This is a genomic window from Halostagnicola alkaliphila (assembly GCF_055379965.1).
The window spans coordinates 1,372,865-1,393,513 of record NZ_AP043826.1 but is presented as its reverse complement, the minus strand read 5'-3'; the positions used below and the strand labels follow the sequence as shown (position 1 = coordinate 1,393,513).

Below are 20,649 nucleotides of genomic sequence, written 5' to 3'. Positions count from 1 at the left end.
GTGTGTTTATATGGCACGGTTTGGTCGATCGTGTTTCACTCCGCCTTGATTTCGTTGAACGTCTGTTCGATATCCGCGAGGTGTGGAATCACCGCTTCCCAGTCGAACCAGACGATGTCATCGGTCTCCAGGGACTCGAAGCGGTCGTTCATCACGTCGTGGTCGCCCTCGAGCGGGATCGGATAGTAGTGGTGTTCGGTCATCTCGGTCGCGACGTCCTCCTGATAGAGCCAGTTCAGGAGGTCGTGAACTTCGTCTTTCATGTCGCTCTCGTCGATGATCGAGAACGCGACCGACCAGGTGATACACCCCTCCTCGGGAATCACGTAGTCCACGGGGTGGTCGTCGTGATACAGCGATTCGACCCGGCCGCCCCACGCGGAGGAGACGAACGCCTGCTCTTCGCGCATGTCCTGCATGAACTGGTCGGCGGCCTGCCAGTGGTTGTAGACGTTCTCGTCCTGCTCGCGCATTTCCTGTTCGACCTCGGCGTACATGTCGTCGTCTTCGACGGCCTCCTCCGGGAGATAGCCGAGCGCCGCACAGGCGTTCCCAAAGCGTGTCGGCGCACTATCGAAAAGCGTCACGCGATCTTCCAGATCGGGGTTTTTGACGTCCTCCCACGACGTGATCTCATCGACTTCCTCCGTATTGTACCCCAATCCCTGTGCCGACACGTGGTAGAACAATCCCTGCTCGTGCCCCTCGAGAAACGGCGCGGTTCGCCACTCTTCCATGACGTTTTCCGTGTAGTTGGGCACCTGATCCAGATCGATCTCGGCCAGCATCTCGCCGTCGTGGTTGATCTCGTTCAGTCCGAACCCGTACGGCGAGAGGGTCACCATGTCGTACTGGCCGGGGTCCTGATCGAGGAGTTCGAACATTTCGGTATCCTCGGCCGCCTCCGTATGTTCGATCTCGATGTCGTTTTCGTCTTCCCACTCCGTGAGCACCTCTCGTTCGGCTTCCTGAATAATTCCGCCCCGGTTGAGGTACGTGATCGTGTCGCCGCTACCGAGACAGCCCGCAATCGCGGTGAGCGCGACGCTCGAGCCGACGGCTCCGACGAACGTTCGCCGGTCCACACCCACATTCCCCCTCCTTCCAAAATTTTCATTGCGGCCGGATATATTATCGACGTTCTTTTTCTCCCCTATTGAGTTAACTTCGTTTTTCATTTTAGCCCAATCGCTTACCAGCGATCATCTAACCCATTCAAACCAACCCTATTAAACATGAGGTTAGATAACACGCAACGATTGTGGGATGAAAACGAATAACTATCGGCGAGACGCGCGACTGTCTGTCGTCGAAACACCGACATCAGGCGACTACCGGTCGGTGACGTGGATCCGAAACTGAAATTCGAAATCCCCTGCAAGAAGATGACGGAAATCGATTACGTCGGTTCTGCCGTCGTTACGTCGATTCCGCCGCCGGGACGACCGATTCGAGATCGATATCGCTTTCGGCGAGTCGATACTCGCCGTCGTCGACCTCGGCGACACCCTCGTGAACGAGGTGGTCGAGGTGTGCAAAGGCTTCACCGGGGCCGTGGACGATGTGGATGCCCTCGAGTTCGCCGAAGAGTTCCGCGCTGACGGTCCAGGCGTCGGCGGGGCCGTGCTCGGAGAGAACGTCGACGACCCGCTCAGTTCGCTCGCGGTGGTGGTCGACGATCGTCAGCGCCCGGTCCGTCGGCTCCTCGATCGGATCCCGGTGGCCCGGCCAGACGCGATCGTAGTCCCGGTCGACGATCGCCTCCAGCGTCTCGAGGTACGTCGCGAGCGGGCGCTCGACGCGAACGTCCGCCCCGCCGACGTTGGGAGTGTAAACCGGCAGAATAACGTCGCCGACGAACGCTTCGTTCCGCTCTGGGAGCTCGTAGCAACACAGTCCCATCGCGTGCCCGGGCGCGTGAACCGTCTCGAGGGTCACGCCGCCGACCTCGAGGACGTCGCCGTCCTCGATTGGCGTGACGTTCGGATAGGTTTCGTTCAATCCCGTTACCGCGTTGACAACGCTCAGCAGATCCTCCCGTTTCGACTCGGGAACACCCCACGTCTCGAGGTACTCCCGTCGGCGCTCGTCCAGCGCCGCGGTCGCCTCCTCGTCGCCCTCGACGATCGGCGCGTCGGCTTCGTGAACGTAGACGGTTGCGTCGCTCTCGGCCTGAATTTCGCCTGCGAGTCCGGCGTGATCGGTGTGAAAGTGCGTGAGTACGATGTCGTCGATATCGGCGAATTCGTAGCCGTATTCGGCGAGTCCCTCGCGAAGATCCTCTCTGACACCCACCGTCGCGATACCGGTATCCACGAGCGCGAGTTCGTCACCGTCGTGTAACACGTAGGCGTTGTTCTGGCCTTCGAACTCGTCGTTCCCCAGCGTGATTCGGTCCATGGTCCATAGACACACAGTCCCGGCTAATAACCGACCCGATTGCGGAACTGCGGTTCCGCGAGTTAGAAGCGAGAAGTCGTCAAAAACGGAGATCGTCGACGGTCCTGTCTCGTCTATTCCCCGAGTTCGGCTTGCAACAACTGGTTGACGTCGCCGGGGTCGGCGCTGCCGCCGGTCTTTTGCATGACCTGTCCGACCAGGAAGTTGATCGCGCCGTCGTCGCCGCTCTCGTAGTCCTCGACGGCGTCGGGGTTCTCCTCGATGGCCTCGACGACGGCCGATTGGACCTCGTCGTCGTCGGTCTTACCGAGCCCGGCCTCTTCGACGACCGAATCTGGATCCTGTCCGTCGTCGAGCATGTCCCGAAGCACCGTCTCGCGGGCGTTTTTCGCCGTGATCTCGTTTTCGGCGACGAGTTCGACGAGTCGGGTGACCTCCTCGAGTCGGTCCTCGATGTCCGTGATCTCCATGTCGCGGTAGTTGAGTTCGCCGAGCAGGTTGTCCGCGACCCACGTCGCCGCGAGGTCGGGATCGAACTCGCCGGCGACGGTTTCGTAGAAGTCCGCGACCTGTTTGGTCGAGGTAAGCTTCGAGGCCGCCTCTTCGCTCAGCCCGTATTCGGACTGGAACCGTTCCCGTCGAGCGGTCGGCAGTTCGGGGATCGAGATTTCGTCCTTCCAGTGAGAGACCCGAAGCGGCGGCAGATCGGCTTCCTCGAAGTATCGGTAGTCCTTTTCCTCCTCCTTCGAACGCATCGAGACCGTAATTCCGCGGCTCTCGTCCCAGTGGCGCGTCTCCTGTTCGACGACGCGACCGCGCTGGATGGCGTTCTTCTGTCGGGTCTCCTCGTAGGCCAGCGCCTTTTCGGCACCCTTGTGGCTCGAGATGTTCTTGACCTCCGTTCGGTTGGCGGCCTCGAGCGCGTCGACACCGATTTCGCCGTTTTCGTCGGCTTCCTCGCTCTCGATGATGGAGAGGTTGGCGTCGATGCGTAGGCTGCCGTCCCGGCCGGCGTCGAGGACGCCGAGGTACTCGAGTACCTCTTCGAGTTCCGCGAGGAAGGCCCGCACCTCCGAGGCGCTCCGGAAGTCGGGTGCCGTGACGATCTCCATCAGCGGCGTTCCGGCTCGGTTGTAGTCGACCAGCGTGTACTCCGCGGTGTCGATGCTCCCGCCGACGTGCTGGAGGCTCCCGGGATCTTCCTCGAGATGTGCTCGCTCGATGCGGACGTCGCGCCGTTCGCCCTCGACGGAAATCTCGAGTTCGCCCTCCTGACAGATCGGCTCGTCGTACTGGGTGATCTGGAAGTTCTTCGGCAGGTCGGGGTAGTAGTAGTTCTTCCGGTGAAAGCGCGTCTCCTCGGGGATCTCGGCGTCGATGGCCTTGCCGATTTTGACGGCCGCTTCGACGGCTCCCTCGTTGAGCACCGGCAACGCGCCGGGAAGGCCGAGACAGACCGGGCAGACGTTCTCGTTGGGATCGTCGGCCGGCTCGGTCGAACAGCGACAGAAGATCTTCGTGTCGGTTTCCAGCTGGACGTGGACCTCGAGGCCGATGACGGTGACGAGGTCGCCCTGCTGGACGGTCTGGGCAGTCATTGAATGCCGATTCGACCCGACGGGGGTAAAGCGTAACGGGATCTGGACGACGCTCGCTCGAGAGAGTTGACGGGCAGATAGTGTGCCACCACACTACTCTTGTATACGAAGATACTATATGCGGATATGAGCACTGATAGAGTTGATGCCGAAAGTAAGGTGTCCGGAAATCAGGCTAACATTCCCGCTCGAGTTCGTCGAGAGCTCGATATCGAGGACGGTGATCGGCTCCGGTGGAGCGTCGCCGACGACGGATCGGTAGAAATCGAAGTCGTCCACCGTCGCGGCGGATCGTTCGCCGATTTCGACGGATACGCCGGTGACGCCGAAACCGATGCAACGGACGATCACGACGCCTGGGGACTCGAGTAAATGCCTCGAGCGGTCGTGGATACGTCCGTCCTTTTCGCCGCCGTGTACCGCCGAGACGCCGCCCACGAGGAGGCGTTCCCGATTCTTCGCGGTGTCGATGACCAAACGCTTCCCGAAGCCATCGTTCTGGATTACGTCCTCGCAGAGACGCTCAACGGGCTTACGACCCACGCGGGACACGACGCCGCCGTCGATTTTCTCGACCGACTCGAGGAGAACGCTCGATTCCACCTCGTCTCGGTGACCGCAGACGAACGGGCGACCGCAAAATCGCTTTTTCGCCGGTACGAATCGTTTTCGTTCGTCGACGCCTGTATCGCATCGTATATGCGATCGAACGGGCTAAATTACCTGTACGCGTTCGACGACGACTTCGATCGAATCGACGAAATCGCTCGTTTCGAGACGACGACGAATCCGTACGAGCCTCGATAGTGTACTGCTACCATTATAGTGACGGCCAATCGCTCGAGAGGGAGCAAATGGTGACACACAACAAACATGAGGGGCGATACCGTACGGTTCCTATGGAACTCCCCGCCTGGTTTCGCGACCTGCCGACGTGGGCGACCGTCCTGAGCGTGCTCCTCGGGGCGCTCGTGGCGATGACGGCGCTCTCGATGGTCCTCGGCGTCGTCTTTGCGGGTATCGCCATCGGCGTCGAGCTCGGTAGTCTGGTCCTCGGCGTCTTCGCCGCAGTACTCGGACTGGCGGTCCTGCTCGTTCCCGCCGTCGTCGCCTTCCTGGTGCTCTCGAGTGACGACGAAGACGACGAGTCGACCGAGGAGCCGGACCCGATCGAGACGCTCCAGCAGCGATACGCGAACGGGGAGATCGACGAGGAAACGTTCGAGGCGCGTCTCGACGCACTCCTCGAAGAACAGGGCGGGGACGGCCCGCGCCGAACCGGTCGGGACGCCCCCGTGGAACCCGGACGGGATCGATACTCGGCCGGTAATCCGGAACCGAACGGCGATCCGGCACCGGACGACGTTCTCCTCGACGATCGGGGCTAACTGTCGCGAGACGACGGCTGCTGTGCTCGGTATCAGGAACCTTCGAACGGCTCGAGAGAAATACCGATCCTCTCTCGTTCATCCCCGTTCTAGCGTTCGTCCTCAGTCTCGCCCTCGCCTTCCGCTGGCATGGGACCGATGGTCACTTCCGCCGTTCCGAACGGCTCGAGGGGTTCCTCGAACGTCGCAGTGAGTTCGGTGTTCGGGAAGAATCCGATGACGGACGCGGTTTCGTCGCCGCCGTTGGCGAAGCCGTGCGGTTCCATTTCGGGGATGACTGCACACTGGCCGGCCTCGATATCGATCGTTTCGTCGCCGATCGTCGCCTCGATTTTCCCGGCCGTTACCACGAGAAGCTCCTCGTTGCTATCACGATGGGACGGGAGGTGGTTGCCGGGTTCGATCTCGATGCTGACGATCATCATCTCCTCGGCGCGTCCGCTCGCGTTCGGCATGCCGGGCGTCAACGGGAAGTAGCCGCGCACTCGAGCGCGTTCGTCGCCCTCCTGATAGACGTCCATTCCCTCGAACTGAGAGAGGTCGACCGCTCGATCCGGTTCGGGGTGTCCTTTCGATGTTGTTGCCATATTTTGCTCACCGTATCGATTGCGGACCGTCGCGCGCAGTCGTGAAAATGCCGACGGAAACGGGCGGCCTGAATCACGTACGACTACGCTCGCTCAGACCATAACGGTTTTTCACGGTAACTGGAGGAACCGATCAACCGACAGGACGAGAAACTGGGCCGACTCCGGCGAGCAACCTGCGCGCTTCGAGGAGCATCCGGCCGAGCCCTTATCTCGCCTGCTCGAGTTCCTCGAGCGCCGCCGGATTTTCGATGCTGTCCATGTCGCCAAGTTCCTCGCCCGTATAGGTCGCCTCGATAGCCCGGCGAATAATCTTCCCCGACTGGGTTTTGGGGAACTCGTCGACGAAGAGGATCTCGCGCGGCCTGAACGGCTTCCCGAGTTCCTCGCCGACCTGCGCGCGGAGGTCCTCCCGCAGCTCGTCGCCCTCCTCGAGGCCGTCTTCGAGGATGGCGTAGGCGACGACGGCAGTGCCGGTCGTCTCGTCGGGAACGCCGACCGCGGCGGCCTGGTTAACCGCCTCGTGGTCGATGAGCGCGCCTTCGACTTCGGCGGGGCCGACTTTCCGCCCGGCGACGTTCAGCGCGTCGTCGGCCCGTCCGTGGAGGAACCAGAATCCGTCCTCGTCCATCTGAGCCCAATCGCCGTGATTCCACAGCGGCGGCTCTGCGAACGTCGACCAGTACTCCTCGAGATAGCGGTCGTCGCCCGACCAGAGCGATTTCGTCATCGACGGACAGGAGTCTCGAGCGACCAGAAAGCCCCGGTCGTAGTCGTCTTTGACCGACTCGCCGGTCGAATCGACAATATCGATATCCATTCCGAGGCCGGGCCCGCCGAGCGTACAGGGTTTGAGCGGCTCCGTCGGCATCGGCATGAGGAAACAGCCGCAGATCTCGGTGCCGCCGGAGATGTTGATGATCGGGCACTCGCTCCCGCCGACGTGTTCGTAGAACCAGCGCCAGGATTCGGGATCCCAGGGCTCGCCCGTCGAACCCAGAATTCGAAGCGAGGAGAGGTCGTGACCCTCGAGCCAGTCGTCTTCTCCGGCTCCGTCGGAGCCGGATGGCTCGTCAGACGTAGTCTGACGTTCGCCGTGCTTTCGGAGGGCCCGAATCGCCGTCGGCGAGATGCCGAACTGCGTGAGTTCGTGTCGGTCGATCATCTCCCAGAATCGGTCGGGATTCGGAAAGTCGGGCGCGCCCTCGTACATGAAGACGGTGCCGCCGAACGTGTGAACGCCGATCAGGGTCCACGGGCCCATCATCCAGCCGATGTCGCTCACCCAGAAAAACCGATCCGCGGGTTGCAGATCGAATCCGAAGTGGAGTTCCTTCGCACACTGCAGTTGGACACCCGCGTGGGTGTGGACGATCCCCTTCGGCGTTCCCGTCGTTCCCGAGGAGTACAGCAACATCGACTCCTGACCGGACTCGAGCGATTTCGTCTCGTAGCTATCGTTCTGGTCCTCGACGGCGTCGGCCCACCACTCGTCGCGATCGTCGGACCAGGGGATCTGGTTGGTACTCTGTTCCTCGCTCGAGCCGAGGCGGTCGTAGACGATCGTCCGCTCGACGCGTCCGGCCTGCTCGATCGCCTCGTCCGCAGTTGATTTGAGGTATACTGGATCGCCGCGCCGGAGAAATCCGTCGCCAGTGAACAGCACCGAACAGTCGGCGTCCTCGAGTCGGGTCGCGACGGCGTCGACGCCGAAACCGGAGAAGATCGGCACGGCGATCGCGCCGACCTTGAAACAGCCGTAGAGGATCGAGACGACCGCCGGGACCATCGGCATGTAGAGCCCGACGGTGTCGCCCGTTTCGATCCCTTCCGCTTCGAGGGCGTTGGCTACTTGGTTCGCTCGCCGGTGAAGCTCGTGGTAGGTGACCTCTCGGACCTCGCCGTCTTCGCCCTCCCAGATGGTTGCAACTCGATTTCGCGTCGCTTCGTCCACCGCAGCGTGTCGGTCGACGACGTTGTGGGCCACGTTGAGCTCCCCGCCCGGATACCAGTCGGTGAACTGGGGTCCCTCGCCGTCGTCCCTGACCGCCTCGGGTGGTTCGAAGAAGTCGATATCGAGGTAGTCGACGAGCTCATCCCAGAACCAGTCGACGCCGCTTTCCTCGACGCCCTCGAGGTCGGTCGTCGTGCGTTCGATCAGCTCGTCGTAGTCGGCGATACCGTACTCGCGCATGAACGCCGCGACGTTCGTCGACTCGACGAACGACTCGCTGGACCGATGGACCACTTCGTCGACGTCCTCGAGGCCGGAGTGTTCGGACATTGTTACTCGTGTGCACGATATCGTACCCTCGGACAATAAGTCCTCACCGAGCGTTTCGATCCGTGAGCCGAACCCGTTGTTCTTCGAGATCGAAGAACGCCGTTTCGTAGCCCTCGTGTCGGGCGAGTTGGGGCGGCGTCTCGAGCGAAATCGAAACCTCGTCGCCGACTCGGAACGTCTCGATCTCGAGATCGGCTCCGTAGTGGTGCTCGAGGTCGGGATCGATCGCTTCGGCCAGTTCCTCGCTCGCAATTTCGGTCCCGTCTCGAGTGACTATCGCCGAGAGCGAGGCGAAGGGGAGGCTACAGCGGTTGTACGCGGTTCGGGGCGAGACGGCGAGGTACGGCTCGGAGCCGTCGGTCAGGTCCGTTCCGGCGGTAACGACGAAATCGGCGTCTCCGCCCGCTACGAGGCCGCCGTACGCGCCGGGGAGCGACGACGGATGGGGTGCGATCGACGGCGGCGGGTGGGCGTGTCGTTCGTCAGATTCCTCGCTCCCGTCACCGTGACCGCTCTCGCCGTGATCGTCACCGCTATCGTGTCCGTTGTCGTGCGACTCGTGCATCAACTCGAGAGCTCCGGGTTCGCCTCGACCGTCCTCGACCTCGAGCAGCATCCGCTCAAGGGAATCGATTTCAGCACTCGAGTACTCGAACTCGACCTCGAGCGTCGTCGGGGTTTCGAATCGATCGCGGAACTCGCCCAGTCGCTCGAGGCGGACCGGCTCGATCGTCAGTTCGGCGACGTAGGTCCCGTCCTCGGATAGTGCAATGTTCTCGCCGTAGTGAAACCCCATTCGCTGGGAGAGCATCGGCCAGAGCCGTCGGTCGGCGAGGCGGTCGCCGTTTCGCCGGATCGACACCGCGATATCGGTTGGAAGCACCAGCTCTGATTCCACGTCCCACACGCTCGCCATCAGGTGAATCGCGTGGTCCGACCGGAGGTCCGCTCGGCTTTGCTCATCGCCGGTTACGGTCCAGAACGAGTGCGGACGAGTCGCGAATACGGCGACCGCGTACTCGTCCACGGTCTCGAGTCCGTACGTCGTCATTTCGTCGATTTTCGGCGGCACGTAGATACCCTCCGGCGGATCGACGATCAGCTCCCGCCAGGCGTCCTCGCGTCGAAGCGACTCGAGGCATCCGGACGTACTCGTCCCGAGAACGCCACAGCCACACGCCGCAAGAAACCGTCGCCGTCGCATCGTTCGTTGAGACAGACGATAGCGGGAGTCATAGCACGGCGGCCTGCAGCTGCGCCGGGCGGCAGTCTCGAGGCGGACCCATTTCTCCGTATTCCGCTTCGAGAAGCCGACCCGAGACGTGAACGCTTAACAGATGGGCTCTCGGAGATACGCCCATGCAACGAGGTGTCTTCGGTGGTTAGTCGTACTGGATTAGGCCGGTTGGTGATCGTCGCCACTTGCACGGCGCTGTTCGCTATCGCCGCAGTCGGGCTGTTCGTCGTCGTTCCCGAGTCGCTCACGCAACTGTTCGGTATCCTCCTGGCGCTCGCGGTCGTCGTCGTCGGGATCCGAATCGCGGGCAACATCGCGAGTTCGATCTTCCCCGGTTACAACGTCGCGGAAGTCGCCGTGAACGGGCCGATCAGCCGCGACGGCGGCGGCGGTCCGCTCCCCTCGAGTCCGAGCGCGACCCCGGCGGACGACGTCGTCGATCAGATCGACCGAGCGGACGAGGACGGCAGCGTCGACGCGTTGCTGATGAAGCTGAACACGCCGGGCGGCGAAGTCGTCCCCAGCGACGACATCAGGCTCGCGGCCGAGCGATTCGACGGGCCGACGATCGCGTACACGACCGATCTCTGCGCCAGCGGCGGCTACTGGATCGCGAGCGGCTGCGACGAACTGTGGGCTCGAGACGCCAGTATCGTCGGCTCGATCGGCGTCATCGGCTCTCGAGTCAACGCCACCGGTCTCGCCGAAAAGGCCGGACTCTCCTACGAACGATTCGCCGCTGGTGATTTCAAGGATGCCGGCACACCGCTGAAAGAGATCGACGACGAGGAACGCGAGTACCTACAAGGGCTGATCGACGACTACTACGAGACGTTCGTCGAACGGGTCAGCGACGGTCGCGACATAGATGCCGAACTCGTCCGCGAGACCGAAGCCCGGATCTACCTCGGCGAGGACGCCCACCAGATGGGCCTCGTCGACGAACTCGGCACGAGGCGGGATCTCGAGGACGAACTGGCCGACCGATTGGCGACCGACGAGGTGACGGTAGAGGAGTTCGAGCCGCCACAACCGCTGATGCGAAAGGTCGGCGGCGGCGCCCAGCAGATCGCCTACGCCTTCGGCGCCGGAATTTCCGGAATCGCCGAGGACCGGGGCTTCCGACTGCGAACCTGATCGGCGCGATTCCCGGCAAACGGGAACGAAATTCGAGCCCGAATCCGCTCGCAGACGAGCGAAAGAGTACGTGGTTTTATCGTGGCAGGGCGTCGAACGTCTACCGTGACTACGCTGGTCATCTGTCTCGACCGGACCGACGAGGTCGGCCGCCGGACCGGCCTCCAATCCCCGATCGTCGGCTGGGAGGCAGTGCGCGCGCTCGTGACTGACGTCGGACTCGCGGATCCCGAAGACTCGGGAGTGAACTGTTTGCTCGAGTCCCTTCGAGTCGCCCAGAATCTCCGAGACGAGAACGAAGAAACCGTCGTTGCGGTCGTTTCGGGCGAACGCGATTCGATGGTCTCGGCGGATCGAGCCGTCGCGCGCCAGTTGGACGAACTCATCGCAGAGCACGATGCGGATTCGGCGGTCGTCGTTATCGACAGCGCCGAAGACGAGCGTCTGGTGCCGGTCGTCGAGAGCCGCGTGCGGGTCGACTCGGTCGATCGCGTCGTCGTTCGGCAGGCCAGGGACATCGAGTCGACGTACTACCTGCTCAAACAGTTCCTCGCGGACGAGGAACTTCGCCAGACGGTACTGGTCCCGATCGGGCTCACCTTACTCGTATTTCCGATGCTGGCGACCGCCTTCGGACCCGCGGTGGGCGCGGCCGCGATTACGACCGTCATCGGGCTCTTCCTGTTGTACAAGGGGTTCAGCATCGACGAGCTCATGACCGGATTCGCACACCAGATCAGGGAATCGCTGTACACGGGGCAGGTATCGATCGTCACTTACGTCGTCGCCGCCGGCCTCACGTTCGTCGGCCTCTTCGTCGGCGCACTCGGCATTTCCGGGCTCGAGGAGGCACAGAGCGGGGAGGTTCTCATTCCCGCCGCTGTGTTCGCGTTCGAGGGAGTCCCGTGGCTAGCGGCTGCGGCGCTCACCGCGAGCGCGGGCCGACTGCTCGACGAAATCATCGGCGATCGGCCCTTGCGAGCGTCCTATCTCAACCTCCCCTTTATCGTCATCGCGATCGGGCTCGTCGTTCGCGGCTTTTCGGCGTACTTCCTCGAGACGCAGGGCGAGATCGGTCCGCTGACGGTCCCCGATCTGTATCTCGGCTGGCGCTCGGTCGAGAGCTTCCAGATGACCGCGGGCGAGCGGCTCGCGATCTTCGTCGTGGCCGGGTTCCTCGTGAGCCTGATCGGCGTCCGAATCGCATCCTCGTTCAGCGGAACGGTTCCGGAGGACGAACCGGACACCGACTCGGAGCAGGCTCGAGACGGCGGGGCAACCGCGGCCGAACTGACTGATCCCGGTTCCGAGTCCGAACTCACGGACGGCGGTGCGAGATCGGAGACGGGAACCGACGAGAGCTCCGGCGACCGCGGAGCGGACGAGAGCACGAACGCGGATCAGTAGGGCCCACGCCGCCGCGCACTCGGCATCCATTTATTCCCGGCGACGTACCGTAGCGCATGAGCGATCAAGCTGGCGCGTGGATCAGCCTCTTTTCCGGCGGAAAGGACTCCTCGTGGGCGCTGTATCAAGCCTTAGAGCACGGATTGGCGGTCGAACGGTTGGTTACCGTCCATCCGGCGGCCGACTCGTACATGTACCACGTCCCCGAAACGGACCTCGCGACGCTCGCCGCCGAAAGCGTCGACATTCCGCTGGTCGACGTCGAACCGGAGGATTTCGACGCGAGCGCCGCCGAGGATTCGGGGACGCAGGGAGACGACGAACTCGAGCCGCTCGAAGCCGCACTCGAGGAGCTCGAACCCGAACTCGACGGTGGAATCGCGGGACTCACCGCGGGGGCTGTCGAAAGCGAATACCAGACGAGCCGTATAGAAGGAATGTGCGAGCGACTCGACTGTGACCTCTTCGCGCCGCTCTGGCAGGAGGACCCAAGAGAACTCGGCGAGGCGATGCTCGAGGCGGGCTTCGAAATCGTGATCGTTCAGGTCGCGGCCCACGGTCTCGACGAATCGTGGCTGGGACGGACGCTGGACGAAGACGCGTTCGAGGACCTCGAGGAACTCAACGACGAGTACGGCGTCCACCTGCTCGGCGAGGGCGGCGAGTTCGAGACGCTGGTCGTCGACGGCCCGCACATGGACCGACGGATCGACCTCGAGTACGAGACCGAGTGGGACGGCACCCGCGGGCGGATTCGGGTGACCGAAGCGACCCTCGAGTAGCGCGATGGCGAGCGCTCTAAACGCAGGGCGCGCGGCTTCAGGAATCGAGCACTAACGGTTCGTACCACTCGCGGTTCGCTCGGTACCATTCGACGAACTGTCCGACGCCGTCGCGGATCTCCGTCGAGGGTTCGTAGTCGATCAGTTCGTTGGCTTTCGAAACCTCGGCGTGCGTGTGTCGCGCGTCGGCCTCTTTCGGGTCGGTGTACTCGATCCCGACGTCCGCACCCGTCTGATCGATAACGTGCTCCGCGAGGGCCTCGATCGTGATCGTTCCCGTCGAGCCGACGTTCATCACCTCGCCGTCGGCCGCATCTGTCTCGAGCAAGGATCGGTTCGCATCGACGACGTCGTCGATGTAGGTGAAATCGCGCGTTTGCTGGCCGTCGCCGTAGATGACCGGCGGGTGGCCGTTGAGACACCTCGAGGTGAAGTTCGTGATCGCCATGTTGGGCCGCATTCGCGGCCCGTAGACCGTGAAATATCGAAGGGAGACGGTGTTTACGTCGTAGAGGTCGTTCCAGATGCGACAGTAGTGTTCCGCCGTGAGTTTGGTGACGCCGTAGGGGCTCTGTGGAACGTTCTGGTGGTCCTCGTCGTAGGGAAGGTACTCGACCTCGCCGTAGACCGACGAGGACGAGGCGTTAACGAGCCGTTTTACCCCGTGCTCGTCGGCCGCGAGGAGGAGGTTAAGGAGACCAGTCGTGTTGATCTCGTGGGGCTTCTTGGGGTTTTCGACGCTCGTCCTGACGCCCGCCTGTGCGGCCTGGTGGTAGATGAATTCGATATCGTGTTCGGAGACGACTTCGTCGACGAGCGCTTCGTCGGTGATCGAGCCGTTGACGAACGTAAACCGGTCGCCGCCTTCCTCGCGGCACAACTCGAGGTTTCGCTCCTTGATCGTCGGGTTGTAGTACGGATCGAGGACGTCGAGGACGACGACGCGGTGGCCGTCCGCTACCAGCCGGTGAGCGATGTGAGAGCCGATAAAGCCCGCCCCACCGGTGACGAGAACGTTCATATTCGCCCTAGATGAGAAGGGGTGGTTAGTCGCTTACGGACCGTGCCAGATTCTGAGGCGAATCGAGCTGGAACACGGAGTAGACGTTTCAAACGGAGTCTCCCCGCCTGGTCTCGTGGTCTCAGTCGGTGGTTTCGGCAATGACGCCCGAATCATCCGCGATTCGTTCTTCGGCTCGGTCGCGGTCCTCGGGATAGCCGACGTCGATACGCCAGCCGTCCATTCGAAGCGCGTCGATAGTCCGGCCGGACTGGATCAGCAAGTCGATCGCGTCCGGGAGTTCGTACTCGCCGCGATCAGAGGGCTGAACGAGGTGACAGGCGTGGAAGATCGCCGGCGTAAACGTGTAAAAGCCGGTCATCACGAGATTCGACGGCGGGTCGTCGGGCTTTTCCATAACTTCGACGACTTCGCCGTACTCGTTCGTATCGAGGACGCCGTACCGAGAGGCTTCCTCCCACGGCACCTCTTCGACGAGGAAGGCGGCGTCGGCGCGGTCCTCGCGCTGGCGGTTGATCACGTCGCCGAGGTTCCCGCGGAAGATGTTGTCGCCGAGCATCAAGACGAAATCGTCGTCGATGTGCGGTTCGGCCTGCAAAATCGCGTGGGCGAGACCGAGCTGTTCGCGCTGGTGGGCGTAGGTGATCGGCACGCCCTGATACTCGTCGCCGTAGCGTTCGATGATCTTCTCTTTCATGTAGCCGACGACGACGACGAACTCGTCGACGCCGATCTCGAGGAGATTGTCGAAGACGTCTTCGATGAGCGGTTTGTCGTTGACCTCTACGAGGACCTTCGGCTTGTCTTCTGTGAGCGGCCGGAGGCGCGTACCCTTCCCTGCGGCGAGGACGACAGCCTGCATATCAAAAGCGGTCACTACGCGGCGACAAATACTTTCGGTTACTTCGACAGAATCCTATCAGTTCGGGAGTTCGTTCCGAACAACGGTAGCGGTGCGTCTTCGAACGCCGGGTCAGCGATAGCCGAGCGACTCGAGCCGATCCAGCACTTCCGCTTCGTCGTCGTACTCGACTGCGTCGCCGTTGGAATCGTCCGAGGACGAGGATATCGCTTCGTGACTCGAGAGCAAGGCGGCTAACTCGTCTCGAAGCTCGGCCGCCTTCTCGGAGCGCTCGTCGACGAGATTGTCCGTCTCCTCGGGATCCGACTCGAGGTCGTACAGCTGTTCGCTCGCGCCGTGGGAACGTTCGCAGTACCGACAGGTCGGATCACCGTCGACCGCCTCGAGGTATTTCCAGCGGTCGGTTCGGACGCCTCTGAGCCGCTGGGTGTTCGCTTCCTCGAGCAACAGCGAATCTCGACTCTCCCAGCCGTCTTCGGCCTCGAGAAGCGGTCGGAGGGACTGGCCGTCGGCGTCGAATGCGGGCACCTCGCTGTCGTCGCGACCGTCGAGAACGTCGAGAACCGTCGGCGCGATATCGGTGATGCTCACGAGTTCTTCGGACCGATCCGCCGCGCTCTTGCCGGGTGGCCGAACGACGAGCGGAATCCGAGCGGTCGGTTCGTAGAGCCCGTGATGTTCGAAGTAGATGTCGTGTTCGCCGAGGGACTCTCCGTGGTCCGCGAGAACGACGACGAGGGTCTCCTCGAGCAGTTCGCGAGCCTCGAGGGCCTCGAGCAGCCCGTCGATGGTTCGGTCCGCTTCGGTCGCCGCCGCGTCGTACTGCGCTCGAGCGAGTGCGGTTCCGACGCCGGCCTCGTGGTCTTTCCACCTGTCGTTGTCCTGATTAACGACGCCGCCGGGCTGAAGGCTGTTCGCGGTGATCGAGCCCGTCGGGAACTCCTCGGCGACGTCCGAGAGGGGCCTGTTCTCGTAGTCGTACTCCTCGAGATAGCGCTCGACGAGGCCGTCGTCCACGTCGTAGGGCGTGTGCGTGTCCATCAGGTGCACGAGCGAGTAGAACTCGTCGGCGCCGTCGAGAAAGTTGGTGAACTCCCGGACGACGCCGTCCTCGTCGCCGCTTCCCGTTCGATCGGTGAGCGCGTTGTACGTCCGCGAGATCGTATCGCCGATCGCGGGGTGGATTCCGTACAGCAAACTGCTCGCGGACTTCTCGAGGGACTTGAGACGCCAGTGGGCCGAAGACAGCTCCGGGTAGCGGTCGAACCCCCGCCGATGCCAGCGCCCGAGCGGGCGACCGAACGCGGCCGTGTCGTACCCTCGCTCCTCGAGGGCGACCGGGAGCGTCGGCGTCCCTTCGACCGCCCGCTTTTCCTCGTCGGTGACGTGCGATCCGTGATTGAGGACGCCGTGGGTCCGCGGGAGCCGGCCGGTTTGTAGCGAGGTCAACGCGGGATCGGTCGCGTTGATCGTGCTGTAGGCCCGTTCGAAGAGCGTCCCGGAAGCGGCAAGCTCGTCGATCGTGGGCGTCACCGGACGCCCTCCGTAGGCGCCCACTCGATCCGCCCGAAGGGCGTCGACGACGACCACGAGTACGTTCGTTGCCATTACCGGGTAGTGACCCATCAGCGATATAGACCTCACGGTCTCGAGGACGAGCGCGCTCGTCGGGAAGCGTTGTCGTCCTCACGGATTCGGACCACACGCGTCCCCATCGGCGACGTGCCGAGTGCGCAGCGGATGAAAACGCCTATGCTGATACGTTCGAACACGACGAACGATGCTTCGTCGGCTTCGTCGATCCGTCTCTCTCGTTCGGAAGAACGGTCTTCGCGGATTTTTCCGAGAGCTACGGGATTTCGTCGGCTACGCCTGCTGGTCGGCGACGAGGACGGTTCTCCGACGGACGGCGGATCCTCGTCCCCTTCTCTGGTCGGGTATTCGCCTTCGAAATCGGCTTTCCGGCGACGAGTACACCGACGCGAATCCGTTTAAAATCCTCCGGGTCGATCCGTCCGAAGTCGACCGTTTCGACGACGACGTTCCCAAACGGTGGGGCCGCGTGATCGGCGGCCGGTGGGATCGACACGACGGCGATTTCGTCGAGAAAACGACCTACCGGTCCGTCGTCGCTCGGTATCGCGACGGCGTTCCGTGGGAGGAGACCGCGAAGTACCAGCAGTACCGCGAGAAACTCGAGAACCACCAGTCCGTCAAGGGGTTCGACTCGGTCGACGAACTCGAGGCGTACTACGAGGGGATCGACGACCTGTACGACCGGATCGCCGCGGAGGGGTACAAAACCCAGGAAAAACTGCTCCGCGAACGACCGTCGGCGGCGTTCGACCGAAACAACGACGCGATGCACCCCCTTCTCAACGAAGTTCGCGTTTCTATCGGACGGGACGGGGAGTTCCACAAGAAAGGGGCGGGAAACCACCGGTTGACGATCGCCCGCCTGCTCGATCTCGAGGAAATCCCCGTGCTGGTCTCGACGCGCCACGCGAAGTGGCAGGCGATCCGCGACGAAGTGGGGTGACCGAGACCTACGATGAACTCAGCGACGACGCTCGAGAGCGTCTGGCGCATCCGGATCTCCGGGATATCACCCCGCGGGTGTGGCGAGAGCGAGCGGCGGAGAGCGACCCTCAGTAGTTGTGAACCTCGCTCGGTAGTCACGAGAAGGTGTGATTCCCGTTCACGAGACTATTATTCCTCGAGGGCGAGCGAGTCGAGGATGAATTCGTCGATGGCCCGACGTGCTTGTTCGGGGGCGTCCTCGTGGCCGAGCGAGATTCGCCGGCCCCGCGCAGCGTGGATAACGTCCGTGATGAGTTGCCCCATACGCTGGGCGTCGACATCGCGGAACGTTCCCTGTTCGATGCCTTCCTCGATGACTTCGACGACGCTTCCCCGAAGCTGTTCGTAGTGTTCGTTGAAAATTTCTCGGTGCTTGCCGTCGTTCTGGGCCTGCGTGTACAGTTCGTGGTACACCTTCATTCGGTCCCAGTGGGTGAACTCGCCGAACTCCGGGCCGAACAGACACTGGTCGATCCGAGCGTCAAGCTCCGTCCGGAGGTCCGCGTTTTTGTCGACCTCGACGCTCCCTTCGTACTGCTCGATGACGTACTCCAGAAACGAAGAGAGCAGGTCGTACTTGCCGTCGTAGTGGTAGTGAATGACCTGCCGGGTTAATTCCATTTCCTCGCCGATATCGCGCATTCTGAGGTCCGAGTACCCGTGCTTGCTCAACGCACGAAAGGTCGCCTCCATGATCACCACTTCGGTGTCTTTGGAGGTCACTTTCCCGTCGGACTCGCTCATAGGCCTACTCTGGGAGAACGCTATATAATTTGATTGCTCCGGGAACCAGTGACCGCAGAAAGTTTACCGAGCAGTAAATTTTTATCCTCGTGGTAAGACTAGCCAACTGCGCATGTCACGAACAATCATACGTAACGGGACGATCGTCTCGCTCGACCCGGATATCGGACAACTCGAGGAGGCGGACGTATTGATCGACGACGGCGAAATCGTCGAGGTCGGGCGCGGTCTGAACGCGTCGAACGCCGAGGTCATCGACGCGACGGATCAGATCGTCCTCCCCGGTTTCGTCGACTCGCACATCCACCTCTGGCAGACGCAAGTTCGGGGAATCGCCGGCGACTGGTCGCTCATGGGCGATTACTTCGACGACATGCTCGGGAACATCGCCGGCCTCTACGGACCCGAGGACATGTACCTCGGGAACCTCTTCGGCGCGCTCGAGAAGCTCCACACGGGGACGACGACGGCGCTGGATTGGTCCCACGCCATCAACACGCCCGAACACGCCGAGCGGGCCGTCGACGGGCTGAAAGAGGCCGGACTTCGAACCGTCTACGCCTACGGCCCGCCGGGCGACGACGCGGCGACGTGGTGGTTCGACAGCACCGAGAGTCACCCCGAGGAACACGTTCGACAGCTCCGCGAGGAGAAAATCGAGGACGACGACCTGCTCTCGCTCGGGCTGGCGCTGCGCGGTCCCGACTTCACGACCGAGGAGGTCGCTCGGAGCGATCTCGAACTCGCCCGCGACCTCGGCGTCGTCGCGACCATTCACATGGGTGCCGCGCTCTGGCCGTCGTCGATCTACGGCGAGGACTACCAGGGATTCGGCGCGATTTCGGACATGCTCGGCCCGGACGTGAACGTCGCCCACGCGAATCACTTCTCTCAGGAGGATATCGACTACGCCGTCGACCAGGGTGTTTCCTTCTCGGCCACGCCGGAGGTCGAGATGCAGATGGCCCACGGCATCCCCGTCACGGGGAAGGTGCTCGAGGCCGGCGGGCGGCCGACCTGGGGCGTCGACGTCTGTTCGGACATCAGTGGCGACATGACCAGTCAAATGCGCGTCGGCCTACAGGTTCAACGGATGCTCGACAACCAGCAAACGCTCGAGAACGACGAGGAGGTCACCAGCGTGAGCCTGAGCTGTCGGGATACCCTCGAGATGGCGACCATCGAGGGCGCGAAGGCGCTGGGCATGGAAGACGAGATCGGAACGCTGACGCCCGGCAAACGGGCTGATATCGTGACGATCCGGACGGACGACTTCATGACGGCTCCCGCGCACTCGCCCATCCAGACCGTCGTCTTCCAGTCCGATCCGTCCCACATCGACACGGTGCTCGTTAACGGCGAGCCGGCCAAACGCGACGGCGAACTGCTCAACCCCGCGGTGAGCGAGGAGTTCGACCGGTTCGTGGAGTCAGGCCGGCGACTGATCGACGAAGCGGGACTAGATCTGTAACGTTCGGTTTCCGCAACCGGAATCGACAGCGCCCACGCTCCGAACCGAAGACGTATTTCGCGACGCGATAACTCATAACACACACTCATGCGAATCGGACAATATCGGACGACGAACGCGGACCAACCCTGGTGCGGCGTATCGACCACCGACGGAACGGTCATCAGCCTCCCCGAAGCGGGTTCGGGAGCCGGCCTCGAGATCCCCCGAGCGACGACCGACCTCCTCGCCGACTGGCAGTGGCGACGAAAGGTAGAACTCGCCTTAGAATACGCCGAGGAGACGGGAACAGGAACCTACGACGCCGACGAAGTAACGCGGCTCGAGCCGGTTAGCGATCCGAACAAGGTCGTCTGCGTCGGCCTCAACTACCGGGATCACGCCGAGGAGGGCGACAATCCGATCCCGGACGAGCCGGTCCTCTTCTCGAAGTTCCCCACTTCGGTGACCGGGCCCGAGAGCACCATCTCCTGGGACCCCGACCTCACCGAAAAGGTCGACTACGAGGCGGAACTCGTCGTCGTCATCGGCAGCGAAGCGCGTCGAGTCGACGAGGACGAGGCGCTCGAGCACGTCGCGGGTTACCTCGTCGGTAACGACGTGTCGGCTCGAGACCTCCAGCACGGCGACGGCCAGTGGGTTCGCGGCAAGAGTCTCGATTCGTTCGCACCGATCGGCCCGGAACTCGTGACGACGGACGAACTCGAGGACCCTCACGACCTCGAGATCTGGGCCGAGGTCAACGGCGAGCGGCTCCAGGAGTCGACGACCGACAACCTGATCTTCGGCATCGACGAGCTGGTGTCGTTCTGTAGCCAGGCGTTCACGCTCGAGCCGGGCGACCTCATTTTCACCGGGACGCCGCCCGGGGTCGGCGTCTATCGAGAGCCGCCGGTCCTGCTCGAGGACGGCGACGAGGTCACGATCGGTATCGAGGGCGTCGGCGAGCTGACGAACTTCTGTGCGTTCGACTGATCGACCTCGACACTTGACGTGTTTTAAAGACGTCATCAAAACGTAAGGCGATACTCGGAGGCAGTTGACGCGGATCGCGAGAGTCCGCGCTCGCCGCCCGTAAACGCTTGCTCGACGTCTTGCAGTCGAAGCCGAGCTGCGTCGGTCCGTGGCGTCGACTTCGGTGGAATCGGTTC

19 protein-coding genes are annotated in these 20,649 nt (G+C 62.7%); 9 read left to right on the top strand and 10 right to left on the bottom strand.

Annotation, left to right across the window (positions count from 1 at the left end; genetic code table 11):
* Nucleotides 1–35: 35 nt before the first annotated feature.
* The 3 genes from ACZ5C7_RS12030 to gatB all read right to left on the bottom strand — a co-directional run bounded on the left by ACZ5C7_RS12030 (nt 36) and on the right by gatB (nt 3,998).
* The gene (locus ACZ5C7_RS12030) at nt 36–1,085 is read right to left on the bottom strand and encodes an ABC transporter substrate-binding protein (RefSeq protein WP_464376546.1); all 1,050 of its coding nucleotides are present in this window, start codon (nt 1,083–1,085) and stop codon (nt 36–38) included.
* 334 nt (nt 1,086–1,419) lie between these two features.
* On the bottom strand, nt 1,420–2,400 hold the full coding sequence (locus tag ACZ5C7_RS12025; RefSeq protein ID WP_464376545.1) for an MBL fold metallo-hydrolase: 981 nt from the start codon (nt 2,398–2,400) through the stop codon (nt 1,420–1,422).
* Nucleotides 2,401–2,513: 113 nt separating this feature from the next.
* The gene (gatB, locus tag ACZ5C7_RS12020; RefSeq protein WP_464376544.1) at nt 2,514–3,998 is read right to left on the bottom strand and encodes an Asp-tRNA(Asn)/Glu-tRNA(Gln) amidotransferase subunit GatB; all 1,485 of its coding nucleotides are present in this window, start codon (nt 3,996–3,998) and stop codon (nt 2,514–2,516) included.
* Nucleotides 3,999–4,124: 126 nt separating this feature from the next.
* Between gatB and ACZ5C7_RS12015 the strand changes: the two genes are divergently transcribed.
* From ACZ5C7_RS12015 to ACZ5C7_RS12005, 3 genes are all read left to right on the top strand, one after another.
* Entirely contained in the window at nt 4,125–4,370 is a 246-nt protein-coding gene (locus ACZ5C7_RS12015; RefSeq protein WP_464376543.1) for an AbrB/MazE/SpoVT family DNA-binding domain-containing protein, read from the top strand.
* Nucleotides 4,371–4,805, top strand: a complete 435-nt coding sequence (locus ACZ5C7_RS12010; protein ID WP_464376542.1) for a type II toxin-antitoxin system VapC family toxin — start codon at nt 4,371–4,373, stop codon at nt 4,803–4,805.
* A gap of 92 nt (nt 4,806–4,897) precedes the next feature.
* The gene (locus tag ACZ5C7_RS12005; RefSeq protein ID WP_464376541.1) at nt 4,898–5,386 is read left to right on the top strand and encodes an SHOCT domain-containing protein; all 489 of its coding nucleotides are present in this window, start codon (nt 4,898–4,900) and stop codon (nt 5,384–5,386) included.
* A gap of 89 nt (nt 5,387–5,475) precedes the next feature.
* Here the strand turns inward: ACZ5C7_RS12005 and ACZ5C7_RS12000 are convergent, their stop codons facing one another.
* From ACZ5C7_RS12000 to ACZ5C7_RS11990, 3 genes are all read right to left on the bottom strand, one after another.
* Nucleotides 5,476–5,973: a cupin domain-containing protein gene (locus tag ACZ5C7_RS12000; protein WP_464376540.1), complete on the bottom strand. Its 498-nt coding sequence runs from the start codon at nt 5,971–5,973 to the stop codon at nt 5,476–5,478.
* 208 nt (nt 5,974–6,181) lie between these two features.
* Nucleotides 6,182–8,257, bottom strand: a complete 2,076-nt coding sequence (locus ACZ5C7_RS11995; RefSeq protein WP_464376539.1) for an AMP-binding protein — start codon at nt 8,255–8,257, stop codon at nt 6,182–6,184.
* Nucleotides 8,258–8,300: 43 nt separating this feature from the next.
* Nucleotides 8,301–9,461, bottom strand: a complete 1,161-nt coding sequence (locus ACZ5C7_RS11990) for a DUF7350 domain-containing protein (RefSeq protein ID WP_464376538.1) — start codon at nt 9,459–9,461, stop codon at nt 8,301–8,303.
* 174 nt (nt 9,462–9,635) lie between these two features.
* Here ACZ5C7_RS11990 and sppA point away from each other — a divergent pair, with 174 nt between their 5' ends.
* The 3 genes from sppA to ACZ5C7_RS11975 all read left to right on the top strand — a co-directional run bounded on the left by sppA (nt 9,636) and on the right by ACZ5C7_RS11975 (nt 12,820).
* Nucleotides 9,636–10,631, top strand: a complete 996-nt coding sequence (gene sppA / locus ACZ5C7_RS11985; protein ID WP_464376537.1) for a signal peptide peptidase SppA — start codon at nt 9,636–9,638, stop codon at nt 10,629–10,631.
* Between the two features lie 105 nt (nt 10,632–10,736).
* A complete protein-coding gene (locus ACZ5C7_RS11980; protein WP_464376536.1) occupies nt 10,737–12,038 on the top strand; it encodes a DUF373 family protein in 1,302 nt (433 codons plus the stop codon).
* Nucleotides 12,039–12,094: 56 nt separating this feature from the next.
* A complete protein-coding gene (locus ACZ5C7_RS11975; RefSeq protein WP_464376535.1) occupies nt 12,095–12,820 on the top strand; it encodes a diphthine--ammonia ligase in 726 nt (241 codons plus the stop codon).
* A 37-nt stretch (nt 12,821–12,857) separates the two neighbouring features.
* Here the strand turns inward: ACZ5C7_RS11975 and ACZ5C7_RS11970 are convergent, their stop codons facing one another.
* The 3 genes from ACZ5C7_RS11970 to ACZ5C7_RS11960 all read right to left on the bottom strand — a co-directional run bounded on the left by ACZ5C7_RS11970 (nt 12,858) and on the right by ACZ5C7_RS11960 (nt 16,311).
* Nucleotides 12,858–13,841 carry an SDR family NAD(P)-dependent oxidoreductase gene (locus tag ACZ5C7_RS11970; RefSeq protein ID WP_464376534.1) on the bottom strand — a complete coding sequence of 328 codons (984 nt, stop codon included), beginning with the start codon at nt 13,839–13,841 and terminating at the stop codon, nt 12,858–12,860.
* Between the two features lie 121 nt (nt 13,842–13,962).
* Nucleotides 13,963–14,703: a UTP--glucose-1-phosphate uridylyltransferase AglF gene (aglF, locus tag ACZ5C7_RS11965; RefSeq protein ID WP_464376533.1), complete on the bottom strand. Its 741-nt coding sequence runs from the start codon at nt 14,701–14,703 to the stop codon at nt 13,963–13,965.
* A 111-nt stretch (nt 14,704–14,814) separates the two neighbouring features.
* On the bottom strand, nt 14,815–16,311 hold the full coding sequence (locus ACZ5C7_RS11960) for a sulfatase family protein (protein ID WP_464376532.1): 1,497 nt from the start codon (nt 16,309–16,311) through the stop codon (nt 14,815–14,817).
* A 172-nt stretch (nt 16,312–16,483) separates the two neighbouring features.
* Here ACZ5C7_RS11960 and ACZ5C7_RS11955 point away from each other — a divergent pair, with 172 nt between their 5' ends.
* On the top strand, nt 16,484–17,242 hold the full coding sequence (locus ACZ5C7_RS11955) for a hypothetical protein (RefSeq protein ID WP_464376531.1): 759 nt from the start codon (nt 16,484–16,486) through the stop codon (nt 17,240–17,242).
* A gap of 170 nt (nt 17,243–17,412) precedes the next feature.
* On the opposite strand, the gene ACZ5C7_RS11950 is transcribed toward ACZ5C7_RS11955, so the two are convergent.
* Entirely contained in the window at nt 17,413–18,027 is a 615-nt protein-coding gene (locus ACZ5C7_RS11950) for a TetR/AcrR family transcriptional regulator (RefSeq protein ID WP_464376530.1), read from the bottom strand.
* Nucleotides 18,028–18,139: 112 nt separating this feature from the next.
* On the opposite strand from ACZ5C7_RS11950, the gene ACZ5C7_RS11945 reads away from it, so the two are divergent.
* Entirely contained in the window at nt 18,140–19,498 is a 1,359-nt protein-coding gene (locus ACZ5C7_RS11945; RefSeq protein ID WP_464376529.1) for an amidohydrolase family protein, read from the top strand.
* Between the two features lie 87 nt (nt 19,499–19,585).
* Nucleotides 19,586–20,473 (top strand): fumarylacetoacetate hydrolase family protein, encoded by an 888-nt coding sequence (locus ACZ5C7_RS11940; RefSeq protein ID WP_464376528.1) that lies wholly within the window; start codon nt 19,586–19,588, stop codon nt 20,471–20,473.
* The last annotated feature ends 176 nt before the right edge of the window (nt 20,474–20,649 follow it).

Bases quoted from the DNA above. Each gene is read 5' to 3' on its own strand.
- ACZ5C7_RS11995 (WP_464376539.1), bottom strand. From the start codon at position 8,257: ATGTCCGAACACTCCGGCCTCGAGGACGTCGACGAAGTGGTCCATCGG.
- ACZ5C7_RS11990 (WP_464376538.1), bottom strand. From the start codon at position 9,461: ATGCGACGGCGACGGTTTCTTGCGGCGTGTGGCTGTGGCGTTCTCGGG.
- ACZ5C7_RS12015 (WP_464376543.1), top strand. From the start codon at position 4,125: ATGAGCACTGATAGAGTTGATGCCGAAAGTAAGGTGTCCGGAAATCAG.
- gatB (WP_464376544.1), bottom strand. From the start codon at position 3,998: ATGACTGCCCAGACCGTCCAGCAGGGCGACCTCGTCACCGTCATCGGC.
- ACZ5C7_RS11940 (WP_464376528.1), top strand. From the start codon at position 19,586: ATGCGAATCGGACAATATCGGACGACGAACGCGGACCAACCCTGGTGC.
- ACZ5C7_RS11945 (WP_464376529.1), top strand. From the start codon at position 18,140: ATGTCACGAACAATCATACGTAACGGGACGATCGTCTCGCTCGACCCG.
- aglF (WP_464376533.1), bottom strand. From the start codon at position 14,703: ATGCAGGCTGTCGTCCTCGCCGCAGGGAAGGGTACGCGCCTCCGGCCG.
- ACZ5C7_RS11970 (WP_464376534.1), bottom strand. From the start codon at position 13,841: ATGAACGTTCTCGTCACCGGTGGGGCGGGCTTTATCGGCTCTCACATC.
- ACZ5C7_RS11955 (WP_464376531.1), top strand. From the start codon at position 16,484: ATGCTTCGTCGGCTTCGTCGATCCGTCTCTCTCGTTCGGAAGAACGGT.
- ACZ5C7_RS11950 (WP_464376530.1), bottom strand. From the start codon at position 18,027: ATGAGCGAGTCCGACGGGAAAGTGACCTCCAAAGACACCGAAGTGGTG.
- ACZ5C7_RS12000 (WP_464376540.1), bottom strand. From the start codon at position 5,973: ATGGCAACAACATCGAAAGGACACCCCGAACCGGATCGAGCGGTCGAC.
- ACZ5C7_RS11975 (WP_464376535.1), top strand. From the start codon at position 12,095: ATGAGCGATCAAGCTGGCGCGTGGATCAGCCTCTTTTCCGGCGGAAAG.
- ACZ5C7_RS11960 (WP_464376532.1), bottom strand. From the start codon at position 16,311: ATGGCAACGAACGTACTCGTGGTCGTCGTCGACGCCCTTCGGGCGGAT.
- ACZ5C7_RS12025 (WP_464376545.1), bottom strand. From the start codon at position 2,400: ATGGACCGAATCACGCTGGGGAACGACGAGTTCGAAGGCCAGAACAAC.
- ACZ5C7_RS12005 (WP_464376541.1), top strand. From the start codon at position 4,898: ATGGAACTCCCCGCCTGGTTTCGCGACCTGCCGACGTGGGCGACCGTC.
- ACZ5C7_RS12010 (WP_464376542.1), top strand. From the start codon at position 4,371: ATGCCTCGAGCGGTCGTGGATACGTCCGTCCTTTTCGCCGCCGTGTAC.